Raw genomic sequence first — 18,540 nt, forward strand, 5'->3', positions numbered from 1 at the left:
CGCGCTCGTATGAGTGCGCGAGGTGCGAACGCTTCGATTTCCAGTTTGGCGTGCCGCCAACTCGCCAGTTCCTGGGTCATACGCTCAAGGACATATCGAGCGGCGCTGCTATCGTAACCAGCTTTCTCTAAGCTACAGACGTACTCGTGATATGGGATGAGTTCGGCTTCTCGCTGTTCGATATGCCGCTCAACTCTTCCACGCAACTTTTCGAAGACGTCGATGTCATCCGTGTCGGCTTGTCGGCGGGAAAAGGACGGTTCATCGTATCATCCGTTGTGGACACCTTCCTTATGAGATGATTTGTATTAGTTGCTTACGCTCACCGTTTTGCGATGCTATAGCCACAACTATTTTTCCGCGATGGTAGACCTGAGGCTTGTATCTCCCCGCAGATTTCCTGGCTGCGTTTGAATTCGTCTAAGAACGCTACCGCACATTCCGACAAACTTTCGGTAATTCGCTTGCCTAGCATTAGAGTACGTTGACTGTGTTCGCTTAGGTCTTCCCTGGACACCACGCAATGTCTCTCGCGAACTTGTACGAAAGAAGCAACGTCTTGAAAATCAGAATCAAGGCGGAGGGAGAGTGTTCTGACATACGATTGCAGAACGATATTATCCGGCTTGCAGATATCGCTGAGTACGAGCTCGGATTCGACGCGGTCCTGCACGGACACCTTGCTATCGTGCGCGCTCGGGCAAAGCGACGTCACGTTTTGATGGCATTGGCTCTGTTTGACAGCGCGCTTACCGAATTCAGCTGCAACCGCCAGATGCTCAACAGGGGAACATCGGGAGCGCAGCGTATTACCTGCGAACGTCCCGCCGCCCGCCGCGCGGACGACGCCGGACGTGACAAGCATATGCCTGTGTCATACCCGCCACTTCAGTTAATCGCACGGACAGGGCAACTAGCAGCGTAGAGCTAATTCGTTCAAACAGTTTCCCTGCCGAAGCAGCCCATAACGATTGACCCCGTAAGCGTTTCGTTATATCGGCAGTGCTTCGCCGTTTTAGCCTTGCGGAAACGCGGAGGTGAGCGATGCCGGCAAAGATTGAACATTTCTTCGTACTGATGCTCGAGAACCGGTCTTACGACAGCGTGCTCGGATTCTCCGACTTGGCCGGTACGACGCCCAACGGCGAGGCGACGACTGCCAACGGACTACCCGCCATGCCGATTGTCAACTTCGGACGGAGCGGGACGGCTTATCAGCTAGGGAAAGGCGCGCCGTATGCACTTGGCTTCGACCCGGGCCACGAATTTACCGACGCATGCGTCCAACTGTGCGGTCTGCAGGTGGCGAATGGAGACACCGTGCGCAACGACGCTCTCGTTCTCGGCGTGGCAGGCTACCCACCGATTGCAACCGCCAGTTCGACGACGGGGTTCGCTGCGACCTACGAGGACCATTCAGACCCGGTGGCTGATGCCTTCAATGCGTTCACGCCGGACCAACTCCCGGTATTAAACTTCTTGGCCAGACAGTTCGGAGTCTGCGACAACTGGTTCGCGTCGATGCCAGGACCAACATGGCCCAACCGCTTCTTTGCCGTGGCTGGGACGTCCTCGGGTCTCGACCATTCTCCGAGCGATGCGCAAGTTCTGGAAGCTGTGTTTCTCAATGCGCCGATTTTCACTTTCCCGAATGGAACTATCTTCTCAAAGATGCCTGACCAGCAATGGCTTATCGTGCAAGGCGACGTGGCTCAGGCGAGAGGCATCTACGGGATGGGAGAGCGGCTGAGCCGCTTTGTGCCGATGGATACGCTTCTGAATCGACTCGCGTCCAATTCACTCACCGAGATGTTCGTTTTCATCGAGCCGACATACGACGCAAAGAACGATTTCCGAAACGGCAACTCGATGCACCCCGCCGGCGACGTCCGTAAGGGGGAAGCGTTGATTAAGCAAGTGTACGACGCTGTAAGCTCATCCGAGGTGTGGTCGAGCAGCGTGCTGCTTATTGTCTTTGACGAGCATGGTGGCTTTTTCGACCATGTGGCACCACCGAATGCCCAGCCACCAGATTCACCGGAGAATACCCGGTTGAAAGCTCACAACTTTGCATTCGATAGGATGGGCGTGCGAGTCCCAGCCGTTGTGGTCTCTCCGTTCGTTCCAGCCGGCACAATCGACCACTCGACGTACGACCACACGTCAATCCTGAAGACGGCGGATAGGTTACTCGGGCTCAATGGACTACTCGATTTGACAGCTCGCGTGCGCGCTGCTGACGACTTCTCGAAAATGCTCAGCCTATCGACGCCTCGCGCGGAAATTCCGTCATGCCCATCCCCGCGTTCTATGCCTGAAGGCTTTCGCCCCCCCAGTGAGGGGGCCTCGCGCTCGAAGGACCCTTTCCTTCCACTCTATGCACATCATTGAAGACGCCGGTTGTATGGGCGGCTTTGCAGCCGCTGTGGGAAGCCGTCCCGGTCAGCTCGCCGGCGAGGCGCAACGAAAGAATCATTCCGGGTTTTCCTGCGGCATGACCGGTCACACCAATTGAAACCGCACATGCTTAAACCTATAGCGCAAAGAGCGGACGACGTGCCGTCGTTCAAGACAGTACCTCGGCCGACACTCGCCTAGTCACGAAAAGTCCTATCGAGCTCGATGCTCAGCGTGGGACGCCTATTCGGAGACAGATACTGTCGAAGACAGTGAGAGGCTGTCAGCGCTGTTCCCGACAAGTACCCGGAACTGCCCGGTCGCGTTCTTCCATTGCTGACTCGCTGAATCCCAGACGCCAAGAGGATGGCTCGAAGAACTCGGGTCGACGGATATTGCCACCGTCTTCTTTTCGCCCGGAGCCAATTGCACCTTTTAGAAACCGACCAGCCGCTTCGGCGGTTGCCCTATACCACCTGGCAACGAGAGGTACACTTGCGGAACCTCCGCTCCCGCTACTGCACCGGTGTTCTCGACATCGACCTGTACAATGATTGGCTTCTTGCCGTCAGTGGCTTGCGGACTCACCTGCAGGCTAGACAGCTTGAAAGTCGTGTATGAAAGACCGTGCCCGAACGAGAACAATGGTTTCACGTTTTGTGCGTCATACCAACGATAACCAATCTGCAAACCTTCGGAATAAGTGACCGTCGGGGCACCGTTGACGCTTACGCCAGAAAACTGCGTCGGCGTATTTGCAGGCCAGTCACCAGCGCTCTTCGGGAATGTAACTGACAGCTTTCCTCGTAGCTTGCCCGGGAAAAAAATGCCGCCGCACGACAAGTTTTCTCGTGCCTCGTATCGATTACAGGCACCCAGATAGTAGTCAAGAGTGCCGTCTCAACTGTTTGCCCCACGCACGCCAATGGGTTGATACGTTCTGGCATCGGCAACCAGTAGCGCGGTCATGTTCACAATTCGACGCACCGTTGCTGACGCAGTCAACACATGAACGGGCCTTGCTGCACCGAGCAGAATCGGTCCGATGGTGATGTTGTTACCTGCGGCTACTTTCAGCAAGTTATAGGAGATGTTCGCAGCATCGATGTTCGGCAGAACGAGAAGATTGGCATCTCCTTCGAGAGTACATTGGGGAATCACTTCGCGGCGCAATCGGCGGTCCAGGGCTACGTCACCATGCATTTCACCGTCGACGTCCAAGTCGGGCATGCGCTCTCGAAGAATGGCAAGAACATCGCGCATCTTCTGTGCACTTAGCGCATTGCTTGTCCCGAAATTTGAGTGCGACAGAAGAGCGACCTTTGGAACGATTCCAAAGCGCTTTACCTCCTCGGCCGCCATAACAGTAATTTCGGCCAGTTGCTCGGGTGTCGGGTCGACGTTCACATGCGTATCGACAAGGAAAATCTGTCGACCTGGCAAGACCAACGCGTTCATGGCGGCGTAGACGCTCGTGCCGTTCTTCTTTCCGATGACCTGGTCAATGAAGTGCAGGTGCCGGTGTGTGGTGCTTGTCGACCACGTTATCCCGACCCATCCCGTTTCCGTCGACAAGCGCACCATTTTCATCGACGACGCCGCCAAACAGGCCGCAAATTTCACGCGGAACTGTCAGAAGCACGGCATTCACCTGTTCGACGTCAAAGACCGCGAACAAGGCATCGAGCATGTCGTGGCACCCGAGATTGGTCTGATTCGCCCAGGGATGGTGGTGTTGTGCGGCGATAGCCACACGACGACTTACGGCGCACTCGGAGCACTCGGCTTTGGTATCGGCACGTCGGAAGTTGAACATGTGCTCGCGACGCAGACGCTGGTCTATCGCGTCGCCCGCGACATGCACATCGTTGTCGACGGTGAATTGCCGGTCGGCACGACGTCGAAGGACCTCGTCTTGTACATCATCTCGATGATTGGCGCACAAGGCGCTCGCGGATTCGCGGTCGAGTATTCGGGTGCTGCAATCGGCTCGCTTTCCGCTGAAGCGCGCATGACCCTCTGCAACATGACGGTCGAGGCAGGCGCACGCGGGGCCCTTATCGCGCCCGACGCGACCACCGTCCAGTATGTGGCGGAGCGCATCAAGGATATATCCGAAGACGAACGCGCTGCAGCAGCGCAACTGTGGCTCGCGTTGAAATCCGATGCGGACGCCGAGTTTGACGTCACGCATCGATTCGATGCAAGCGAGGTCGCACCGTTTGTAACGTGGGGAATAGCTTTGAACTTCCGCTGCAAATCTTCAATTTTCTCGTCGAGGGAGCGCAGCGCCCTCAGCGGTGCGTGCGTGCTCATACCGGGATGTCGAAGGCGGGGCGACGAGCTTTGTGGGCCCTCTCGCTTGTTCTTTCGACAATCTATGTAACGGAAAGTGAGCAAGCAGCACGGCAGCTATTTGGGCAGGGTTCTAGTGCTCGTCGGACAGCCTCAGGGCGTCATCGTAGCTGTAGAGCTGGACAGCAGTGTCCCTCCCTCGTCGAAACGGTGTTATCGGCGGCGACGCTGCGTGTGCAGTTGGTCGGGATACAGAGCGCGTTGGAATGCGGCAATGCAACTGCGATGGCTAGACATCCGCAATTCCCTAGCTTCCAACATCAACACGTAAACTGTTAGCGGCTTAGTACGCGGACCTTTCCTATACCGCCAGCGCAGCGTGACAAACGGAGATTCGTTGCCAAGAAAGGCGATACACTAATCGTACGCGCCCTCGTCTTGTCGTCCGTCTGTGGGCGGGCTCTATGACAAAAATTGAACTCCTCATCGCCGTCGAGCTTTTGAATAACCGAATGGCCTCTCTTGAGTATTCGCATGCTCAATCGGTTGCCGAATTACTTTTGCTAATCGGATATGGAAAAGAAGTAGGCTGTGAAGACGTTGCGCTCCGACATGACCTAATGATGGCTGAGTCTCTTGTCGTCTTGAAACGTCTGGACGAAGCTTCGGAACGGTTCAAGAAGGCTATACTGAGCACTTATTTCCGCACATCGTGCAACATGACCTCGGAGCGGGCAGTATCGAGCCGAGCAGAGCGTCACGATGGTTTTTCAGACCGAGACTCTTCCAGCGGTGAGGCAAATGCAAGCCCGGGTGTCTGCTTCCCGAAAGAGCAACTTTAAGCGCACGCGCTCGGCCGGGACGGCTTGCGCGCGCTCACTGTGGCCCTGGCAGGAGCCCTCGCTGCCGCATCCTCGTTGCTTTCGATGCCCCAGTGTTATCTTGCCCTCGCGTTCCAGGACGTCGAGTGGGTCATGCCTTAGGCTGGGGCGTCGCGCATAAAGCTAGAGAGCAGGCTTGGAAGCGCGTCAAGCATAAGGCCCTTCTGGCAGTAGGCGTCGAAGTCCGTGTGGGACGACCTCTTGGCTACGAAATCCTCGGCGTGCGCGGTAAGAGCGACAATCACTGCAGTCGCTGTTCGAAGATTGGTCCTAAGGGCCCGAGCGACGGCAAACCCGTCGATGCGGGGCATGGAAATATCTAGTACAACAACGTCTGGTTTCCACACGCACGCAGCCGCTATCGCGGCTGCTCCTCCATAAACCGCTGCGACCTTATGCTTCACCATCGCCAAGTATGCCGCCAGTGCATCGGCGCCGCCGCTGTTATCGTCGACTACAAGCACGCGCGGCGAGCGTCCTCTCGCCAAAAACGTGCGCGAGGTCCATCGCCGAACTGCATGTGTCGGTCGTGTCATTTGCATGTGGTGAAGTCGTTTTACTTTGAACGCTCGACGGAACGTGCATAGAAGTCAGGTTGCCTGCTGCTCCGCCCGACCGGCGAAGGGTCTTCGGGAACGGCGTTCATTGCTTTCGAGAGTTGAGGGCAAGCCGCACGGCCTTGGCGAGTTCATCGAGGCTATACGGCTTAGCTAGAAGCGTAACACCGTCGTCGAGCCGACCCTCATGGGAGATTATGTCGCGGGTATATCCAGATGCGAAAACGACTGCAGCGCGATGCGGCGATGCGCTGGCGATGTTCGCGAGTTCGCTGCTTCTTACGGTACCGGGCATCACGACGTCCGTAAAAAGCAAATCGATGCGCGGGCCTCTCTGCAGAGCCGCGAGGGCGGAATCGCCATCGTGAGCGGACAGAACCTTGTACCCAAGCTGCGCAAGCATATCGATGGCAGCGAGGCGTACTTCCGGGTCGTCCTCTGCCACCAGAATCGTTTCTCCGCCACGCATCGCGTGCGAATGCGTTCCTCGCTCGTCAGTGCTTTCCTCCGCGTCGCATGCAGGGAAATACAGCGAAATTGTCGTTCCTTTCCCTAGCTGGGTCTCCACGTCGATGAACCCGGCGCTCTGGTTGACGAAGCCAAACACCATAGACAGGCCCAAGCCTGTTCCCTGGCCCTCCGGCTTCGTTGAATAGAACGGCTCAAACATGCGGGCTCGGACGGTCTCAGACATTCCTCGACCGTCGTCGACAACGGACAACCGCACATAGCCGCCGCACGGTAGAACGGAGCCGTTCAGAAGTCGATTACCGCCAATGACGTTGCCCACATTGACCGTTATTCGGCCAACTTTTTCGATAGCATCTCTAGAATTCAGAACCAGATTGAGCAGGGCGTTCCCAAGCTGGTTTCGGTCGACGTTGATGTTTCTGACGTCAGATGCAATCTCGACATGCAACTTTACCGTTTCAGGAAGTGCGCGCGACATGAGTTCGGACATTGACTCGAGCAACTTCGCTACATGTGTAGGCCTTGGATTAAGCGGCTGTCTACGCGCGAACGCGAGCATTTGCGATGCAAGCTTGCTGCCTCGGTTTATAGCGGACGACATGGCGCCCAATCGGCCTTCTAGATTCGGTGTTTGTCGTGTTGCTAGCCGAACAAGTTCTAGGTTCGACGAAAGTATCTGCAGCACGTTGTTGAAGTCGTGAGCCACTCCACCGGTCAGGTTTCCGATTGCCTCGAGCTTCTGCACTTGACGGAACCGCTCCTCGGCTTCAACCCGTGCCGTGACGGCCTCAGCGATGCGCTGTTCTAACGTTTGATTGAGCTTCAGTAGTTTTTCTTCAGCAACTCGCCTTGCCCTTTCCGCAACCACTTTTTCAGTGGTCTCAAAGACAATTGCCATAACACCGGCGGGCCGCCCATCGTCCTCCGTGACCGGGGAATAGTGCAAATCCATCCATGCTGGCTCAGGCACTCCACGGCGTACGAGGGTGAGTTCCTTGTCTTTGTACGATAGCGTTCCGCCAGCAAGACAAGTATCGACGACGTTCCGGTTGAACTCCGCAATCTCTGGCCATCCGTCTTCTACCGGCTTTCCAAGTAACGACGGATGACGGCCACCGGCAAACACGGCATAGGCGTCGTTGTACACCATCGTTCCTGGCTTGCCCCAAAGCATGACCAGAGGCAACGGTGAAGCCAGTACAAACCTGACGGCGGATTGCAGGCTCTGCGACCAGCCTTGTATCGGACCAAGCGCCGTTTCGCTCCAATCGAACGTCGCGACGCGCTCAGCCATCTCGCCATTCCATCCCGCGCAAGCGTACGAATCCGCAGGCCATTCCTTTGAGATGCGCATGTGTCGAACTTTCGTCGAGTCAGGAATTTGGCAGCCGCGCAAAACGAGCGAGCTAGGTTGCAGAACGCCCGCCATTATCAGCTATCGGCAGTCCCTTGAACCCGCAACCAGAACTGCAAGTCTAGCCGGTTTACGCGCCCGGTTTGCACAGGCGACGTCGGGCTCGACATGTAGTCTGGCGCGTCGCCGAAAGCTCGGACCGGCAGGTTCCGCAAGATGCCGAATCGACAATACACACACGTTGGGGAGTCGAGGACTTGCTTGAAGGGTCCGGTGAGTAGTCAAAGCGCGTCCGAACTCTTCCGAAGGCCGTTTTGGGCATTCGGATTGCGCGTGTTATCGGTACTGCCGAAAGCTCGACACGGTCTCGGCGAGTCAGCCAACGCCACCATCGCGAGGCGAACATAGCATGTGTCGCTTAAGCCGCCGTGACATGGGTAATGCGCGCTGGCGACAATAGCGCGTAAAGCCGAAACAAGCTATCAAACCCGTAGTTCATCTACATCTTTACGGGGTATGCGTCTTGCACTTTTATGCACCATCTGTTCTGCCCTCGATGCCAATACGCTATGTCCGCACAGCCCCAGAATCATGTCGAGCGAATCACTGTTCTCCTCATCGACGACGAGGTGGACATTTGTGAGGTGTGGACGATGCTTCTCGAGATGCAGGGGATGACAGTCGTAACAGCCTTCGATGGAAGAGACGGTCTATTGAAGGCAATGTTGTGCAAGCCGCATGTGGTTATCTGCGACTTCATGATGCCCGGTATGAATGGACTCGAAGTCTGTGCCGCTATTCGGGCTGAAGACGGCCTCTGCGAAGCATCGATAATTCTCTGGTCAGCAGCCAGAGGCATCGAAGCCACGGGTGTCGCTGATTTGGTGGTGGAGAAGCCAGTGGACGCAGAACGGTTCATCGAGCAAATTTACTCGGTGACCCTCCGCAGACGTTAGGACTTGTACATTCAGCGAAGGTCCACGGGAATGTGTTCGCTTTTCTTCCCAAGGCAGGAACAGGGGGGGCGATGGACTGAAGGCAGGAACGTTTGAGCCAAAAGGTTATGATTGCACCAACCTCGACCTGGCACAATGCCCGGGGACCCGTTCCTCAGAATTGACCCCTTAGGCTTTGAAAAAGCAACGGCCGGGAGAACGAGTAGTGAACGGAGCCCCACGATACGAGGGGGCGTGCGGGCTTGCTGAGTATTGGTGCTGCCAATGGAGAAACAGCAGACGCGATTGACGCTATCGTGACGGTAACGGAGCGTTCCCTAACGGCCGGTCTGATATTTTGGGCACAACGGGTCTCCATCGAGTTCTTGCTGCGACCCAGAACATCCTGTTGCGCCAACGACTTCTGCCAAGGCTTCCTGGGCCGGACAAGCGCTGCTTCCACTCTTCGATTGGCGCCGACATCCCGATGAAGCCGTGCTGGCTTGGCAAGGTTTCCTTTGGTCAGCGCGTCTTTATCGTCCGCTGCTGTCCGCAGTCAAACAGTCGTTCCTCGACACCGCGAACCACTATGAGCGGTTGGGACAAGGCAAGGCGCAATACGCAGCGATGCTCGCGTTTGCGGCGCTCGAGCCGGAAGAGACATTCACGATATCTGAGCTGCAAACCGCGACGCGTGCGCTTCCACCGTCGGGCTTAGCCGAGACGACTCGCGCGCTGGTGCGCGCGCTCGAAAGCGCCGGGGAGCGACGCGAAGAATACTGGACCCACAGGGTGCGCCCCTACCTGCGACGCATCTGGCCGAAAACGAGGGACATCGCCTCGCAGATGATTTCGGAACAATTCGCGCGGCTCGCCATCGGCGCCGGAGAGCAATTCCCCGAGGCACTCGCCAGTGTCCTCGACTGGTTGCAACCGCTTGAGCATCCCTTTTACACGGTGCATCTCGTCTGCCAGGCCGGATTGTCAGCCCGCTTTCCGAGGGAAGCGCTACAGTTGCTGAATGCGATGATGGACGCGGAGGCATGGGCGTCGTCTGAACTGCGCGCTTGTCTTGAGCAGATTCGTGAGGCACTGCCAGTTGTTGAAACGGACGAACGCTTCCGGCGTCTTTGGCTACAGTCCCGGCAACCACGGTGAGCGAATCGACGGAACAAGCTGGGACGCTATCGACGGGCGCAGGCCTTTCGAAGCAGACGATGTCTCCGACGCGCAACGGAAGATAGTGCTGGGCTTGCCGTCGTCCCTGCCATTCTCGGCTATCGGCGAACCGAGGTCCTCGGATGGAACCGGCAGAACGCGCTCAGAGAGTTTGCGTGGACGTGCGCAGGGTGGGGCGAGTCCTGCGGTGCGTCCGCGACGTTCTTTGATAGGCATGTCGAATCGGACTGTTGCGCTCAACCTCTGTCGACGAGGGCTTTAGACGGACGAAACCGCTGTCACGGGCCGCAGAAAGCGAGTCGTCCCTCCGGGCGGTAAGTCATTGTGCCCTGCGTGCGAGCCACTCTGCGTAGGGTGTCGGGAAAACCACACCTTCGAACGTGATTTGCGCGATGTACCTCTGGACATGCTCGGCCTTATAGCCATCGCCGTAGTCAATCGCGCTGCTGTGCTGAAGAAAGATAGCCTTGTCGGCAGCGCGCGGCAGTCGCCGGCCACTAAAGAACTCGCCGAGGCCCACCGGCCACGTCCCGTTGATGACCTGGGCATCGCGCACCCGGTCCTCGAACAGATGCCGGAAGCTGTGATTGCCATGGCCAGGACCGAAAGCCAGCCTATCCCGCACGTGTCTCAGAAAGGCTTGCTCGTACGCGCGTCCCCACTTCGGGTCCTCGCCATTTTCATCCGGGATTGCCGACGGAAACAGGGGTGTGCCAGGCGGATGCAGCGCTTGCTTTTCCCGCACGAAGTCGGCGAATCCGAGTGCACAAAGCTGGGGGTGAACCGGGACGGTCCGCACGGCCGACTCGTTTTTCAGCGTGCGAAGCGGAAGCTGAGCGGTGGACTCGAGTGCAGGGTCATCGGTGGCCTCAAGCACCATTTGGACGGTCACGAGCAGAATGCCGTCGCAGAACGCGAAATCCGAATTCACCAGCTGCGTCAATTCCCGCACGCGAAAGCCGTGGCACAGGGAAATAATGGGCCCCCAGTAGCGCATGCCGAGGTCGGTGGCCATCCCACCGGACCAGTGTCTGGCATTCGGGTCGTACCAGTCGGACGCGAAGACCTTGTTGAGCTGCGCTGCCGTGAAGGGATACCGGCGCTTCTCGCGCTTTCTCTGCTCCTCCTTAGAGATTTTCGGCGTGGTTTCGAGCTGATTCATCGGATTGTCGGTGGACATATGACCGTGCGTACGCGCGAGCCCGAAAAACTCGCGCAGAGTCCGCTGGGCGAATCCGCTCACATAGGTTTGCCCCCAAGGCTTGTTCTCGGCATGCAGCCGGTCTTCAAGGAAACGATAGATATCGTGTGCGCTCACCTCGCCAAGCGGCACATCGCCGACGAACGCAATCAGGCGTTTCCAGACCGACACGCTCTTCGAGATGGACTTGCTTTCGACGGCGCCGCGCTTATGTTTTTCGTAGACCGGAATCATGGCGGACAGCAGCGCGCCGGACGATTCAGGCACGTCGAACTGCGCAGCTTTGCCGCTTAATATCATGGCAAACGTCTCCTGCGCGGACCGCTCGGTTTCTGCGAATGCGAGGACAAAGTCCGGCAGAAGGGGGTCGTCTGCGGCGATGAGATACGCGGCGTCTTCCGCATATTCGCGGGCGTTTTCTTCGAGACTACGCCATGCGCGCGCCGTCTGGCCACGGGCAAGCACCGTTCGGGTCATGCGCGTGAGGCGTCGACTGAAAGACTTCGCGTCACGCGCGAGCTCTTTGGCTGCGAGCTTGTCCCTCTGCCTGTCGTTGTCTGTGTCCCCCGTCTTGATGGCCCGGTCGAAGTGATGAGTGTGTTCCCAGTCGGCCATACGCATCGCGCAGATGCGCCGGATGAGCGCGGGCGAGAGGGCGATGGGCTTTCCGGGGGAGTCGTACACGTCCGGGCGCTTGGATGCGGCGGAATGTGAACCGTCAAGGACGGGCGGGCTTTCGAGCGGTTGGAAGTCGCTGCCGGTGGGCGTTGCCATTGCAGTGCCGGAAGAAGCTTGCGCGCTGCTGTCGGCGGGTGTCTTCGCGGCCTTCAGGGCAAGCCATGTGGCCCGCAGGTCTGCTTCGATGCGCGCGCCTTCGGCGCGGGCCTTCACGCGGTCGGCAGTGCCCGTGCTACGTCGGACACGGCCAGTGCCGGCGACCGCTTGCAACGACAGGGGGACAAAAATGTCGACGTACCAGTTGCGACTGCGGCCGGAGGGATGGGGAATCAGCTTGACGGACATGGCGTCCTCTCGTACGGTCTCGGCACACATAACCGGCACACCTACCTGCTCTAACTTATTGAAAGCGCAGGATTATACGAGAAATCAACGCCTTGAAAGCGGGTGGCGGAGGCGGTGAGATTCGAACTCACGGAAGGATCGCTCCTTCGCCGGTTTTCAAGACCGGTGCCTTAAACCGCTCGGCCACACCTCCAGCAAGGCGCGTATTGTAGCGCACTCGTCGGCGTCGAGCGACCTCAGCCTTCGAGTGTGCGCGTCGCCCTGAGCGCGGGGAAAAGCCGCATCCACACGAGCGCGACGATGATCGTCCCCAATCCGCCGATCAGCACCGCCGGCACCGCGCCGAACAGTCCCGCCGTCATGCCCGATTCGAATTCGCCGAGCTGGTTCGACGTGCCGATAAAGAGCGAATTGATCGCGCCGACGCGACCGCGCATCTCGTCCGGCGTCTGTAACTGAACGAGCGACATGCGCACGACCACGCTGATTACATCGGATGCGCCGAGCGCCGCCAGCGCAATCAGCGAAAGATAAACGTTGCGCGAGAGCCCGAACACGATCGTCGCAATGCCGAACGCGATCACGCCGGCAAAGAGCGCCGTGCCCGCGCGCCGTCGCAGCGGAAAATGCGCGAGCCAGATCGACCCGCAGAGTGCGCCCACCGCCGGCGCCGCGCGCAGAATGCCGAGTCCCCACGGGCCCGTATGCAGAATGTCGCGCGCGAAAACCGGCAACAGCGCCGTCGCGCCGCCGAGCAGCACGGCGAACAGATCGAGCGACAGCGCGCCGAGAATCACCGGCTTGCTGCGAATGAAGCCGATGCCCGAGAACAGCGCCTCGAACGACAACGGCGCGCGCACGCGCACGGCGTTCTCGATCTTGATCGCGCCGACCGCGCACGCGGCAACGAGAAACACGACGCACACCGCGCCGTACACCGTCAGCGCGCCCAGGCCGTAGAGCAGGCCGCCCATCGCGGGGCCGAGAATTTGCGCCGTCTGGTTCGCGGACGTCGACCAGGCGCTCGCGTGCTGCAGCTGGTTTCGCGCGACGAGGTTCGGCAGGAGCGCAGCCATCGACGGCGATTCGAATGCGCGGGCCGCGCCCGTGATGGCGGCGATCGCGTAGATCGGGCCGGCGTGATTCCAGCCGCGCCATGCGTAAAGACACAGCATGAGCGCCGCGACGCTCTCCACTGTCTGACAGACATACGCAATCGTGCGGCGGTCGTAGCGATCCGCAACGTGCCCGACGACGAGCGTCAGCACGAACATCGGCAGGAACTGCGCGAGGCCGACGAGACCGAGCGCGAACGCGCTGTGCGTGATCGAGTAGACCTGCCAGCCGATGGCGACCGACATCATCTGAAACGCGACGGACGACATCACGCGGGCCGTCCAGAAGAGCGCGAACGGGCGATGCCGCATGACCGAGCCCGGCGCCATCGTCGGTGCGCTCATCGTGCCGAATCGTCCAGAAAGAGCTCTTGCAGATCGTTGAGGAAGCGTTGGCCGCGCTCGGTCGGCGCAATGCGCTCGAAATCGCGCGTGATGAGGCCGCGCTTCTCCGCTTCGACGAGCGCCGGCTCGATGGCCGAGAGCGCGAGTCCCGTGCGCTCGACGAACGCATGCACCGGAAAACCTTCGACCAGCCGCAGCGTGTTCAGCATGAACTCGAACGGCAGATCGCGCGGGCCGACTTCGCGCTCTTCCTGTATCGCGCTTTCCGTAGGCGACAGCGCGTGCTCCATGTACGTCGCCGGATGCTTGAAGCGCGCCTGCCGCACGATCTTCGACGGAAACGATAGCTTCGTGTGCGCGCCCGCGCCGATGCCGAGGTAATCGCCGAAGCGCCAGTAATTCAGATTGTGGCGGCTCTGCCGATGCGGCTTCGCATACGCCGACACTTCGTAGCGCTCGTAGCCGGCATCGCGCGTGCGCTCGTGTATCCAGTCCTGCATGTCGGCGGCGGCATCGTCGTCGGGCAGGGCGGGCGGGTATTTGGCGAAGAGCGTGTTCGGCTCCATCGTCAGGTGATACAGCGACAAATGCGGCGGCGCGAACGCAATCGCCGTCTCGATATCGCGCCGGCATTCGTCGAGCGACTGCTGCGGCAGCGCGAACATCAGGTCGAGATTGAAGTTGTCAAAGTGCTTCGCCGCGATCTCGACGGCGCGCTGAGCATGCGTCGCGTCATGGATACGGCCGAGCGCCTTCAGATGCGCCTCGTTGAAGCTCTGAATGCCGATGGACAGCCGGTTGACGCCGCTCGCGCGGAACGACGCGAACTTCGCCGCTTCGAACGTGCCGGGATTGGCTTCGAGCGTGATTTCGGCGTCGGCGTCGATGGGCAAGAGCGCGCGCGCGTCCGAGAGCAGCCTGTCGAGGCCCTTGGCCGACAACAGCGACGGCGTGCCCCCGCCGATGAAGATGGTATGCACGTGCCGTCCCCAGACGAGCGGCAACGCGCGTTCGAGGTCGGCGCGCAAGGCGTCGAGATAACGTTTCTCGGGAAACGTATCGTCCTTCCACTCGTGCGAGTTGAAATCGCAATACGGGCATTTGCGCACGCACCACGGGAAATGCACGTACAGCGAAAGCGGCGGCAGCGACGTCAGCCGGATGCTTCCGGGCGACGTGAACGCCTGCACGATGTTGATCGTCTTCGGTCCGCTGCTCACGCGAGTTCCTTTAGTCGTTGCAGCAAATCACGCAATGCAAGCGCGCGATGACTCACCGCGTTCTTGCGCGCCGGATCGAGTTCGGCGGCGGTCGCGCCGAGCGCCGGCAGGAAGAAGTGCGGGTCGTAGCCGAAGCCGTGCGCGCCGCGCGGCGTGTCGATCACTTCGCCGTGCCAGCGGCCTTCCGCGATGAGCGGCTCGGAATCGTCGGCGTGACGCACGAGCACGAGCACGCAGAAGTAATACGCGCGACGGTCCGCTTCGTTCGCGAGGTCGGCGACGAGTCGCGCGTTGTTGGCGGCATCGCTCTTTTCGCCGCCGTGCTTCATCGCGTAGCGGGCCGAGTGCACGCCGGGCGCGCCGTTCAGCGCGCGCACGCAGAGGCCGGAATCGTCGGCGAGCGCGGGCAGGCCGGTCAACGCCGACGCGTGACGCGCCTTCGCGAGCGCGTTTTCGACGAACGTCGGATGCGGCTCCTCGGCTTCCGGCACGCCGAGTTCGCCCTGCGCGATCAGTTCGATGCCCGCGGCTTCCAGAAGCGACGCGAACTCGCGCAGCTTGCCCGCGTTGTTCGACGCGAGCACCACGCGGCCGATGCCATGTGAATCAGACACCTTCGATCTCCAGCGCGGCCTTTTGCTTGGCGATCAGCGCCTTGATGCCGCTGTCGGCGAGATCGAGCAGCGCGTTCATCTCGTCGCGCGAGAACGGCGCGCCTTCGGCCGTGCCCTGTACTTCGACGAAGCCGCCCGCGCCGGTCATCACGACGTTCATGTCGGTATCGCACTGCGAATCTTCTTCGTAGTCGAGGTCGAGCACGGGCGAGCCGTCGAAGATGCCGACCGAAATGGCCGCGACGAAATCCTTCACCGGCGACTGCGCGATACGTCCGCTCGCGAGCAGCTTCGTCACGGCATCGTGCGCGGCGACGAACGCGCCGGTGATGCTCGCGGTGCGCGTGCCGCCGTCGGCCTGAATCACGTCGCAGTCGAGATGCAGCGTGCGCGGGCCGAGCACGTTCAAATCGAACACGGAGCGCAGCGCCCGGCCGATCAGCCGTTGAATCTCCTGCGTGCGACCGGTCTGCTTCCCGCGCGCGGCTTCGCGGTCGCTGCGCGTGTGCGTCGCGCGCGGCAGCATGCCGTATTCGGCGGTGAGCCAGCCTTGCTCGCGTCCGGTGAGAAACGCCGGCACTCGTTCGGCGATGCTCGCCGTGCAGATCACTTTCGTATCGCCGAACTCGACGAGCACCGATCCTTCCGCGTGCTTCGTGTAGTGCCGCGTGATGCGCACGTCGCGTAACTGGCTCGCGCGGCGGCCGCTCGGGCGGGCAATGGAAGGCTTGAGCAGGGGAGAGTCGGTCATGGTGAGCGAGGGAAGAAAGAGTCGGGCGCGATTCGAATGTTCGGTGCGCCAGGTGGTGCGATTTTATCGTCAATCATCGGGCGGCGTTGCCGGCCGCGGAATGCGCGGCGCGCGTTTGGGCGGACGGCGCGCGCGGTAAAAATGGGATAATGCGGGTTCATCGCCCGGCGGCCAAACGCGTGCCAATCCCAGCGCACCTTCATTCGCGCCGGGCGTTTCGTTGAACCGGCCTTCGGCAAGCGAAGGCGCACATCGCGAGACGTACCATGATCTACAGCATGACAGGCTATGCCAGCGCGACGCGCGAAGTCGCAGCCGACGGCGCGGGCGGCGCAGGCGTCGGCGTTTCGGTGGAATTGCGCACGGTGAATTCGCGCTTTCTCGACCTGAACTTCCGCATGCCCGAAGACGTGCGCGCCACCGAGCCGCAAATGCGCGAAATGCTGATGACGAAGCTCTCGCGCGGCAAGGTCGATATCCGCATCAACCTGAATCGCGTCGAGCAGACGGCCAATGCCGGCGCGCTCAACCGCGACGCGCTCACGCAACTCGCCACGCTGGAGCGCGCGGTGCTCGACGTCTTTCCGGATGCCGAGCGCATGCGCACCGGCGAGATCCTGCGCTGGCCGGGCGTGCTCGCGGAAAGCTCGGTCTCGCAGGACACGCTGCGCGAAGCGGTGCTCGCGTGCGCCAAGCAGGCGATCGCGGACCTCATCGAAGTCCGCGCGCGCGAAGGCGCGGCGCTCGCCAATGTGCTCATCAACAACGTGACGGAGATGGAAGCGATCGTCGCGCGCATCACGCCGCTCGTGCCCGAACTGATCGCGAAACATCAGCAGAAGATCGTCGAGCGCCTGCAGGACGCGCTCGGCATCGCGACGTCGGACAACGCCGCGACGACGAGCGTGCCGCGCGATGAAATCGCCGAGCGCATCCGTCAGGAAGTGACGATGTACGGCATTCGCATCGACATTGCGGAAGAGTTGCAGCGCTTAAGCGCGCATCTCACGGAAACGCGCCACGTGCTGCAAAAGGGCGGCAAGGTCGGCAAGCGGCTCGACTTCATGATGCAGGAGCTCAATCGCGAAGCGAACACGCTCGGCTCGAAGGCGGCCGCCAAGGAACTCGCGGATGCGTCGATGACGCTGAAGCTGCTCATCGAACAGATGCGCGAACAAGTACAGAATCTGGAGTAACGCTCGATCATGCCGAACACCACGCACCGCTCGCATAGCACGTACACGGGCATCTATCCCGGCAACCTGTTCATGGTCGTCGCGCCGTCGGGGGCGGGCAAGTCCACGCTCGTGAACGCGCTGCTCGCGCAGGACCCGGCCATCCGCCTGTCCGTTTCCTACACGACGCGCGACCCGCGCCCGGCCGAGACCAACGGCGTGCAGTATCACTTCGTGTCCGTCGACGAATTCATGGAGCGGCACGACAAGGGCGAGTTTCTGGAAAGCGCGGAAGTGCACGGCAACTACTACGCGACCTCGCGCCTGTGGATCGAGGACCAGATGAAAATGGGCCACGACGTGCTGCTCGAAATCGACTGGCAGGGCGCGCAGCAGGTCAAGAAACGCTTTCGCAATGCGGTCGAGATTTTCATTCTGCCGCCTTCGCTGGATGCGCTCGAAGACCGCCTGAAGAAGCGCGGCCAGGACGCGCCGAACGTGATCGTGCGGCGGCTGCTCGCGGCAGGCAGCGAGATGGCGCATGCGTCGGAAGCGGAGTATGTCGTGATCAACGAGAATTTCGATCGCGCGCTCAACGAACTGCGCTGCCTCGTGGCCGCGACGCGCCTGCGCTTCACGTCGCAATATGCGCGTCACACGCAGCTTTTCGTCGAGCTCGGCATTCATCCCACGCACCCGCAATGACGCGAGCGGTGGCCGAGTCATATCGGTCACATAAGGTAGAATAAAACCCACATCGAGAAGGATACAAACATGGCCCGCATCACTGTCGAAGACTGCCTGAAACAAATTCCGAACCGCTTCGAGCTCGCGCTCGCGGCAACGTATCGCGCGCGTCAGCTCGCGCAAGGCCACACCCCGAAGATCGAAAGCCGCGACAAGCCGACCGTCGTCGCGCTGCGCGAAATCGCAGCGGGGCAGGTGGGCGTCGAAATGCTGAAGAAAGTGCCCGTCTGACGGGCGGTTCTTCCGACCACTTTTACCCGTTTCATCCGTTTCACTTTTT

The 18,540-nt window shown here is 60.2% G+C and carries 17 protein-coding genes, 1 tRNA gene and 2 pseudogenes; 9 read left to right on the forward strand and 11 right to left on the reverse strand.

Annotated elements, in window-relative coordinates:
• The first annotated feature begins 559 nt into the window (after nucleotides 1-559).
• Nucleotides 560-925 (forward strand): hypothetical protein, encoded by a 366-nt coding sequence (locus tag LDZ24_RS03365; RefSeq protein ID WP_248321591.1) that lies wholly within the window; start codon nucleotides 560-562, stop codon nucleotides 923-925.
• A 119-nt stretch (nucleotides 926-1,044) separates the two neighbouring features.
• Nucleotides 1,045-2,391 (forward strand): alkaline phosphatase family protein, encoded by a 1,347-nt coding sequence (locus LDZ24_RS03370; protein WP_248321593.1) that lies wholly within the window; start codon nucleotides 1,045-1,047, stop codon nucleotides 2,389-2,391.
• A 249-nt stretch (nucleotides 2,392-2,640) separates the two neighbouring features.
• On the opposite strand, the gene LDZ24_RS28085 is transcribed toward LDZ24_RS03370, so the two are convergent.
• From LDZ24_RS28085 to LDZ24_RS03380, 3 genes and pseudogenes are all read right to left on the reverse strand, one after another.
• Nucleotides 2,641-2,829, reverse strand: a complete 189-nt coding sequence (locus LDZ24_RS28085) for a fibronectin type III-like domain-contianing protein (protein WP_371747382.1) — start codon at nucleotides 2,827-2,829, stop codon at nucleotides 2,641-2,643.
• A gap of 3 nt (nucleotides 2,830-2,832) precedes the next feature.
• Nucleotides 2,833-3,240, reverse strand: a complete 408-nt coding sequence (locus tag LDZ24_RS03375) for a hypothetical protein (RefSeq protein WP_248321595.1) — start codon at nucleotides 3,238-3,240, stop codon at nucleotides 2,833-2,835.
• 57 nt (nucleotides 3,241-3,297) lie between these two features.
• Nucleotides 3,298-3,945, reverse strand: a pseudogene (locus LDZ24_RS03380) (phosphate acyltransferase); the annotation flags it as partial.
• On the opposite strand from LDZ24_RS03380, the pseudogene LDZ24_RS03385 reads away from it, so the two are divergent.
• Nucleotides 3,929-4,633: pseudogene (locus LDZ24_RS03385) on the forward strand (aconitase family protein); the annotation flags it as partial. The pseudogenes LDZ24_RS03380 and LDZ24_RS03385 overlap by 17 nt on opposite strands.
• Before the next feature lie 523 nt (nucleotides 4,634-5,156).
• The gene (locus tag LDZ24_RS03390) at nucleotides 5,157-5,534 is read left to right on the forward strand and encodes a hypothetical protein (RefSeq protein WP_248321597.1); all 378 of its coding nucleotides are present in this window, start codon (nucleotides 5,157-5,159) and stop codon (nucleotides 5,532-5,534) included.
• A 137-nt stretch (nucleotides 5,535-5,671) separates the two neighbouring features.
• Here the strand turns inward: LDZ24_RS03390 and LDZ24_RS28090 are convergent, their stop codons facing one another.
• Nucleotides 5,672-6,115, reverse strand: a complete 444-nt coding sequence (locus LDZ24_RS28090; RefSeq protein WP_371747383.1) for a response regulator — start codon at nucleotides 6,113-6,115, stop codon at nucleotides 5,672-5,674.
• 100 nt (nucleotides 6,116-6,215) lie between these two features.
• Nucleotides 6,216-7,895, reverse strand: coding sequence for an ATP-binding protein (locus LDZ24_RS03395; RefSeq protein ID WP_371747384.1), 1,680 nt, complete (start codon nucleotides 7,893-7,895; stop codon nucleotides 6,216-6,218).
• A 629-nt stretch (nucleotides 7,896-8,524) separates the two neighbouring features.
• On the opposite strand from LDZ24_RS03395, the gene LDZ24_RS03400 reads away from it, so the two are divergent.
• Nucleotides 8,525-8,911, forward strand: a complete 387-nt coding sequence (locus LDZ24_RS03400; protein WP_248321601.1) for a response regulator transcription factor — start codon at nucleotides 8,525-8,527, stop codon at nucleotides 8,909-8,911.
• Between the two features lie 474 nt (nucleotides 8,912-9,385).
• Nucleotides 9,386-10,048: a hypothetical protein gene (locus LDZ24_RS03405; protein WP_248321603.1), complete on the forward strand. Its 663-nt coding sequence runs from the start codon at nucleotides 9,386-9,388 to the stop codon at nucleotides 10,046-10,048.
• 340 nt (nucleotides 10,049-10,388) lie between these two features.
• Here the strand turns inward: LDZ24_RS03405 and LDZ24_RS03410 are convergent, their stop codons facing one another.
• The 6 genes from LDZ24_RS03410 to rph all read right to left on the reverse strand — a co-directional run bounded on the left by LDZ24_RS03410 (nucleotide 10,389) and on the right by rph (nucleotide 16,338).
• Entirely contained in the window at nucleotides 10,389-12,293 is a 1,905-nt protein-coding gene (locus LDZ24_RS03410) for a DUF6538 domain-containing protein (RefSeq protein WP_248321605.1), read from the reverse strand.
• 103 nt (nucleotides 12,294-12,396) lie between these two features.
• Nucleotides 12,397-12,486: transfer RNA gene (locus tag LDZ24_RS03415), tRNA-Ser, on the reverse strand.
• A gap of 43 nt (nucleotides 12,487-12,529) precedes the next feature.
• Complete coding sequence (locus LDZ24_RS03420; protein ID WP_248321607.1) at nucleotides 12,530-13,753, reverse strand: MFS transporter; 1,224 nt, start codon at nucleotides 13,751-13,753, stop codon at nucleotides 12,530-12,532.
• Nucleotides 13,750-14,973 carry a radical SAM family heme chaperone HemW gene (hemW, locus tag LDZ24_RS03425; protein WP_248321609.1) on the reverse strand — a complete coding sequence of 408 codons (1,224 nt, stop codon included), beginning with the start codon at nucleotides 14,971-14,973 and terminating at the stop codon, nucleotides 13,750-13,752. The genes LDZ24_RS03420 and hemW overlap by 4 nt, the downstream gene beginning before the upstream one ends.
• On the reverse strand, nucleotides 14,970-15,587 hold the full coding sequence (gene rdgB, locus LDZ24_RS03430; RefSeq protein ID WP_248321611.1) for an RdgB/HAM1 family non-canonical purine NTP pyrophosphatase: 618 nt from the start codon (nucleotides 15,585-15,587) through the stop codon (nucleotides 14,970-14,972). The genes hemW and rdgB overlap by 4 nt, the downstream gene beginning before the upstream one ends.
• Nucleotides 15,580-16,338: a ribonuclease PH gene (gene rph, locus LDZ24_RS03435; protein ID WP_206467770.1), complete on the reverse strand. Its 759-nt coding sequence runs from the start codon at nucleotides 16,336-16,338 to the stop codon at nucleotides 15,580-15,582. The genes rdgB and rph overlap by 8 nt, the downstream gene beginning before the upstream one ends.
• 266 nt (nucleotides 16,339-16,604) lie before the next feature.
• Here rph and LDZ24_RS03440 point away from each other — a divergent pair, with 266 nt between their 5' ends.
• The 3 genes from LDZ24_RS03440 to rpoZ all read left to right on the forward strand — a co-directional run bounded on the left by LDZ24_RS03440 (nucleotide 16,605) and on the right by rpoZ (nucleotide 18,491).
• Nucleotides 16,605-17,534, forward strand: coding sequence for a YicC/YloC family endoribonuclease (locus LDZ24_RS03440; protein ID WP_248321612.1), 930 nt, complete (start codon nucleotides 16,605-16,607; stop codon nucleotides 17,532-17,534).
• A 9-nt stretch (nucleotides 17,535-17,543) separates the two neighbouring features.
• Nucleotides 17,544-18,218: a guanylate kinase gene (gene gmk / locus LDZ24_RS03445; RefSeq protein ID WP_175939755.1), complete on the forward strand. Its 675-nt coding sequence runs from the start codon at nucleotides 17,544-17,546 to the stop codon at nucleotides 18,216-18,218.
• A 69-nt stretch (nucleotides 18,219-18,287) separates the two neighbouring features.
• The gene (gene rpoZ, locus LDZ24_RS03450) at nucleotides 18,288-18,491 is read left to right on the forward strand and encodes a DNA-directed RNA polymerase subunit omega (protein ID WP_006025620.1); all 204 of its coding nucleotides are present in this window, start codon (nucleotides 18,288-18,290) and stop codon (nucleotides 18,489-18,491) included.
• The last annotated feature ends 49 nt before the right edge of the window (nucleotides 18,492-18,540 follow it).

Origin of the sequence: Caballeronia sp. Sq4a, from assembly GCF_023170545.1 — a bacterium.
Taxonomy (GTDB): domain Bacteria; phylum Pseudomonadota; class Gammaproteobacteria; order Burkholderiales; family Burkholderiaceae; genus Caballeronia.

Coding starts and splice junctions, on each gene's coding strand:
- LDZ24_RS03390 (WP_248321597.1), top strand. CDS start 5,157: ATGACAAAAATTGAACTCCTCATCGCCGTCGAGCTTTTGAATAACCGA.
- LDZ24_RS03420 (WP_248321607.1), bottom strand. CDS start 13,753: ATGAGCGCACCGACGATGGCGCCGGGCTCGGTCATGCGGCATCGCCCG.
- rph (WP_206467770.1), bottom strand. CDS start 16,338: ATGACCGACTCTCCCCTGCTCAAGCCTTCCATTGCCCGCCCGAGCGGC.
- LDZ24_RS03370 (WP_248321593.1), top strand. CDS start 1,045: ATGCCGGCAAAGATTGAACATTTCTTCGTACTGATGCTCGAGAACCGG.
- LDZ24_RS03395 (WP_371747384.1), bottom strand. CDS start 7,895: ATGGCTGAGCGCGTCGCGACGTTCGATTGGAGCGAAACGGCGCTTGGT.
- LDZ24_RS03440 (WP_248321612.1), top strand. CDS start 16,605: ATGATCTACAGCATGACAGGCTATGCCAGCGCGACGCGCGAAGTCGCA.
- LDZ24_RS03400 (WP_248321601.1), top strand. CDS start 8,525: ATGTCCGCACAGCCCCAGAATCATGTCGAGCGAATCACTGTTCTCCTC.
- LDZ24_RS03410 (WP_248321605.1), bottom strand. CDS start 12,293: ATGTCCGTCAAGCTGATTCCCCATCCCTCCGGCCGCAGTCGCAACTGG.
- gmk (WP_175939755.1), top strand. CDS start 17,544: ATGCCGAACACCACGCACCGCTCGCATAGCACGTACACGGGCATCTAT.
- rpoZ (WP_006025620.1), top strand. CDS start 18,288: ATGGCCCGCATCACTGTCGAAGACTGCCTGAAACAAATTCCGAACCGC.
- LDZ24_RS28090 (WP_371747383.1), bottom strand. CDS start 6,115: ATGCAAATGACACGACCGACACATGCAGTTCGGCGATGGACCTCGCGC.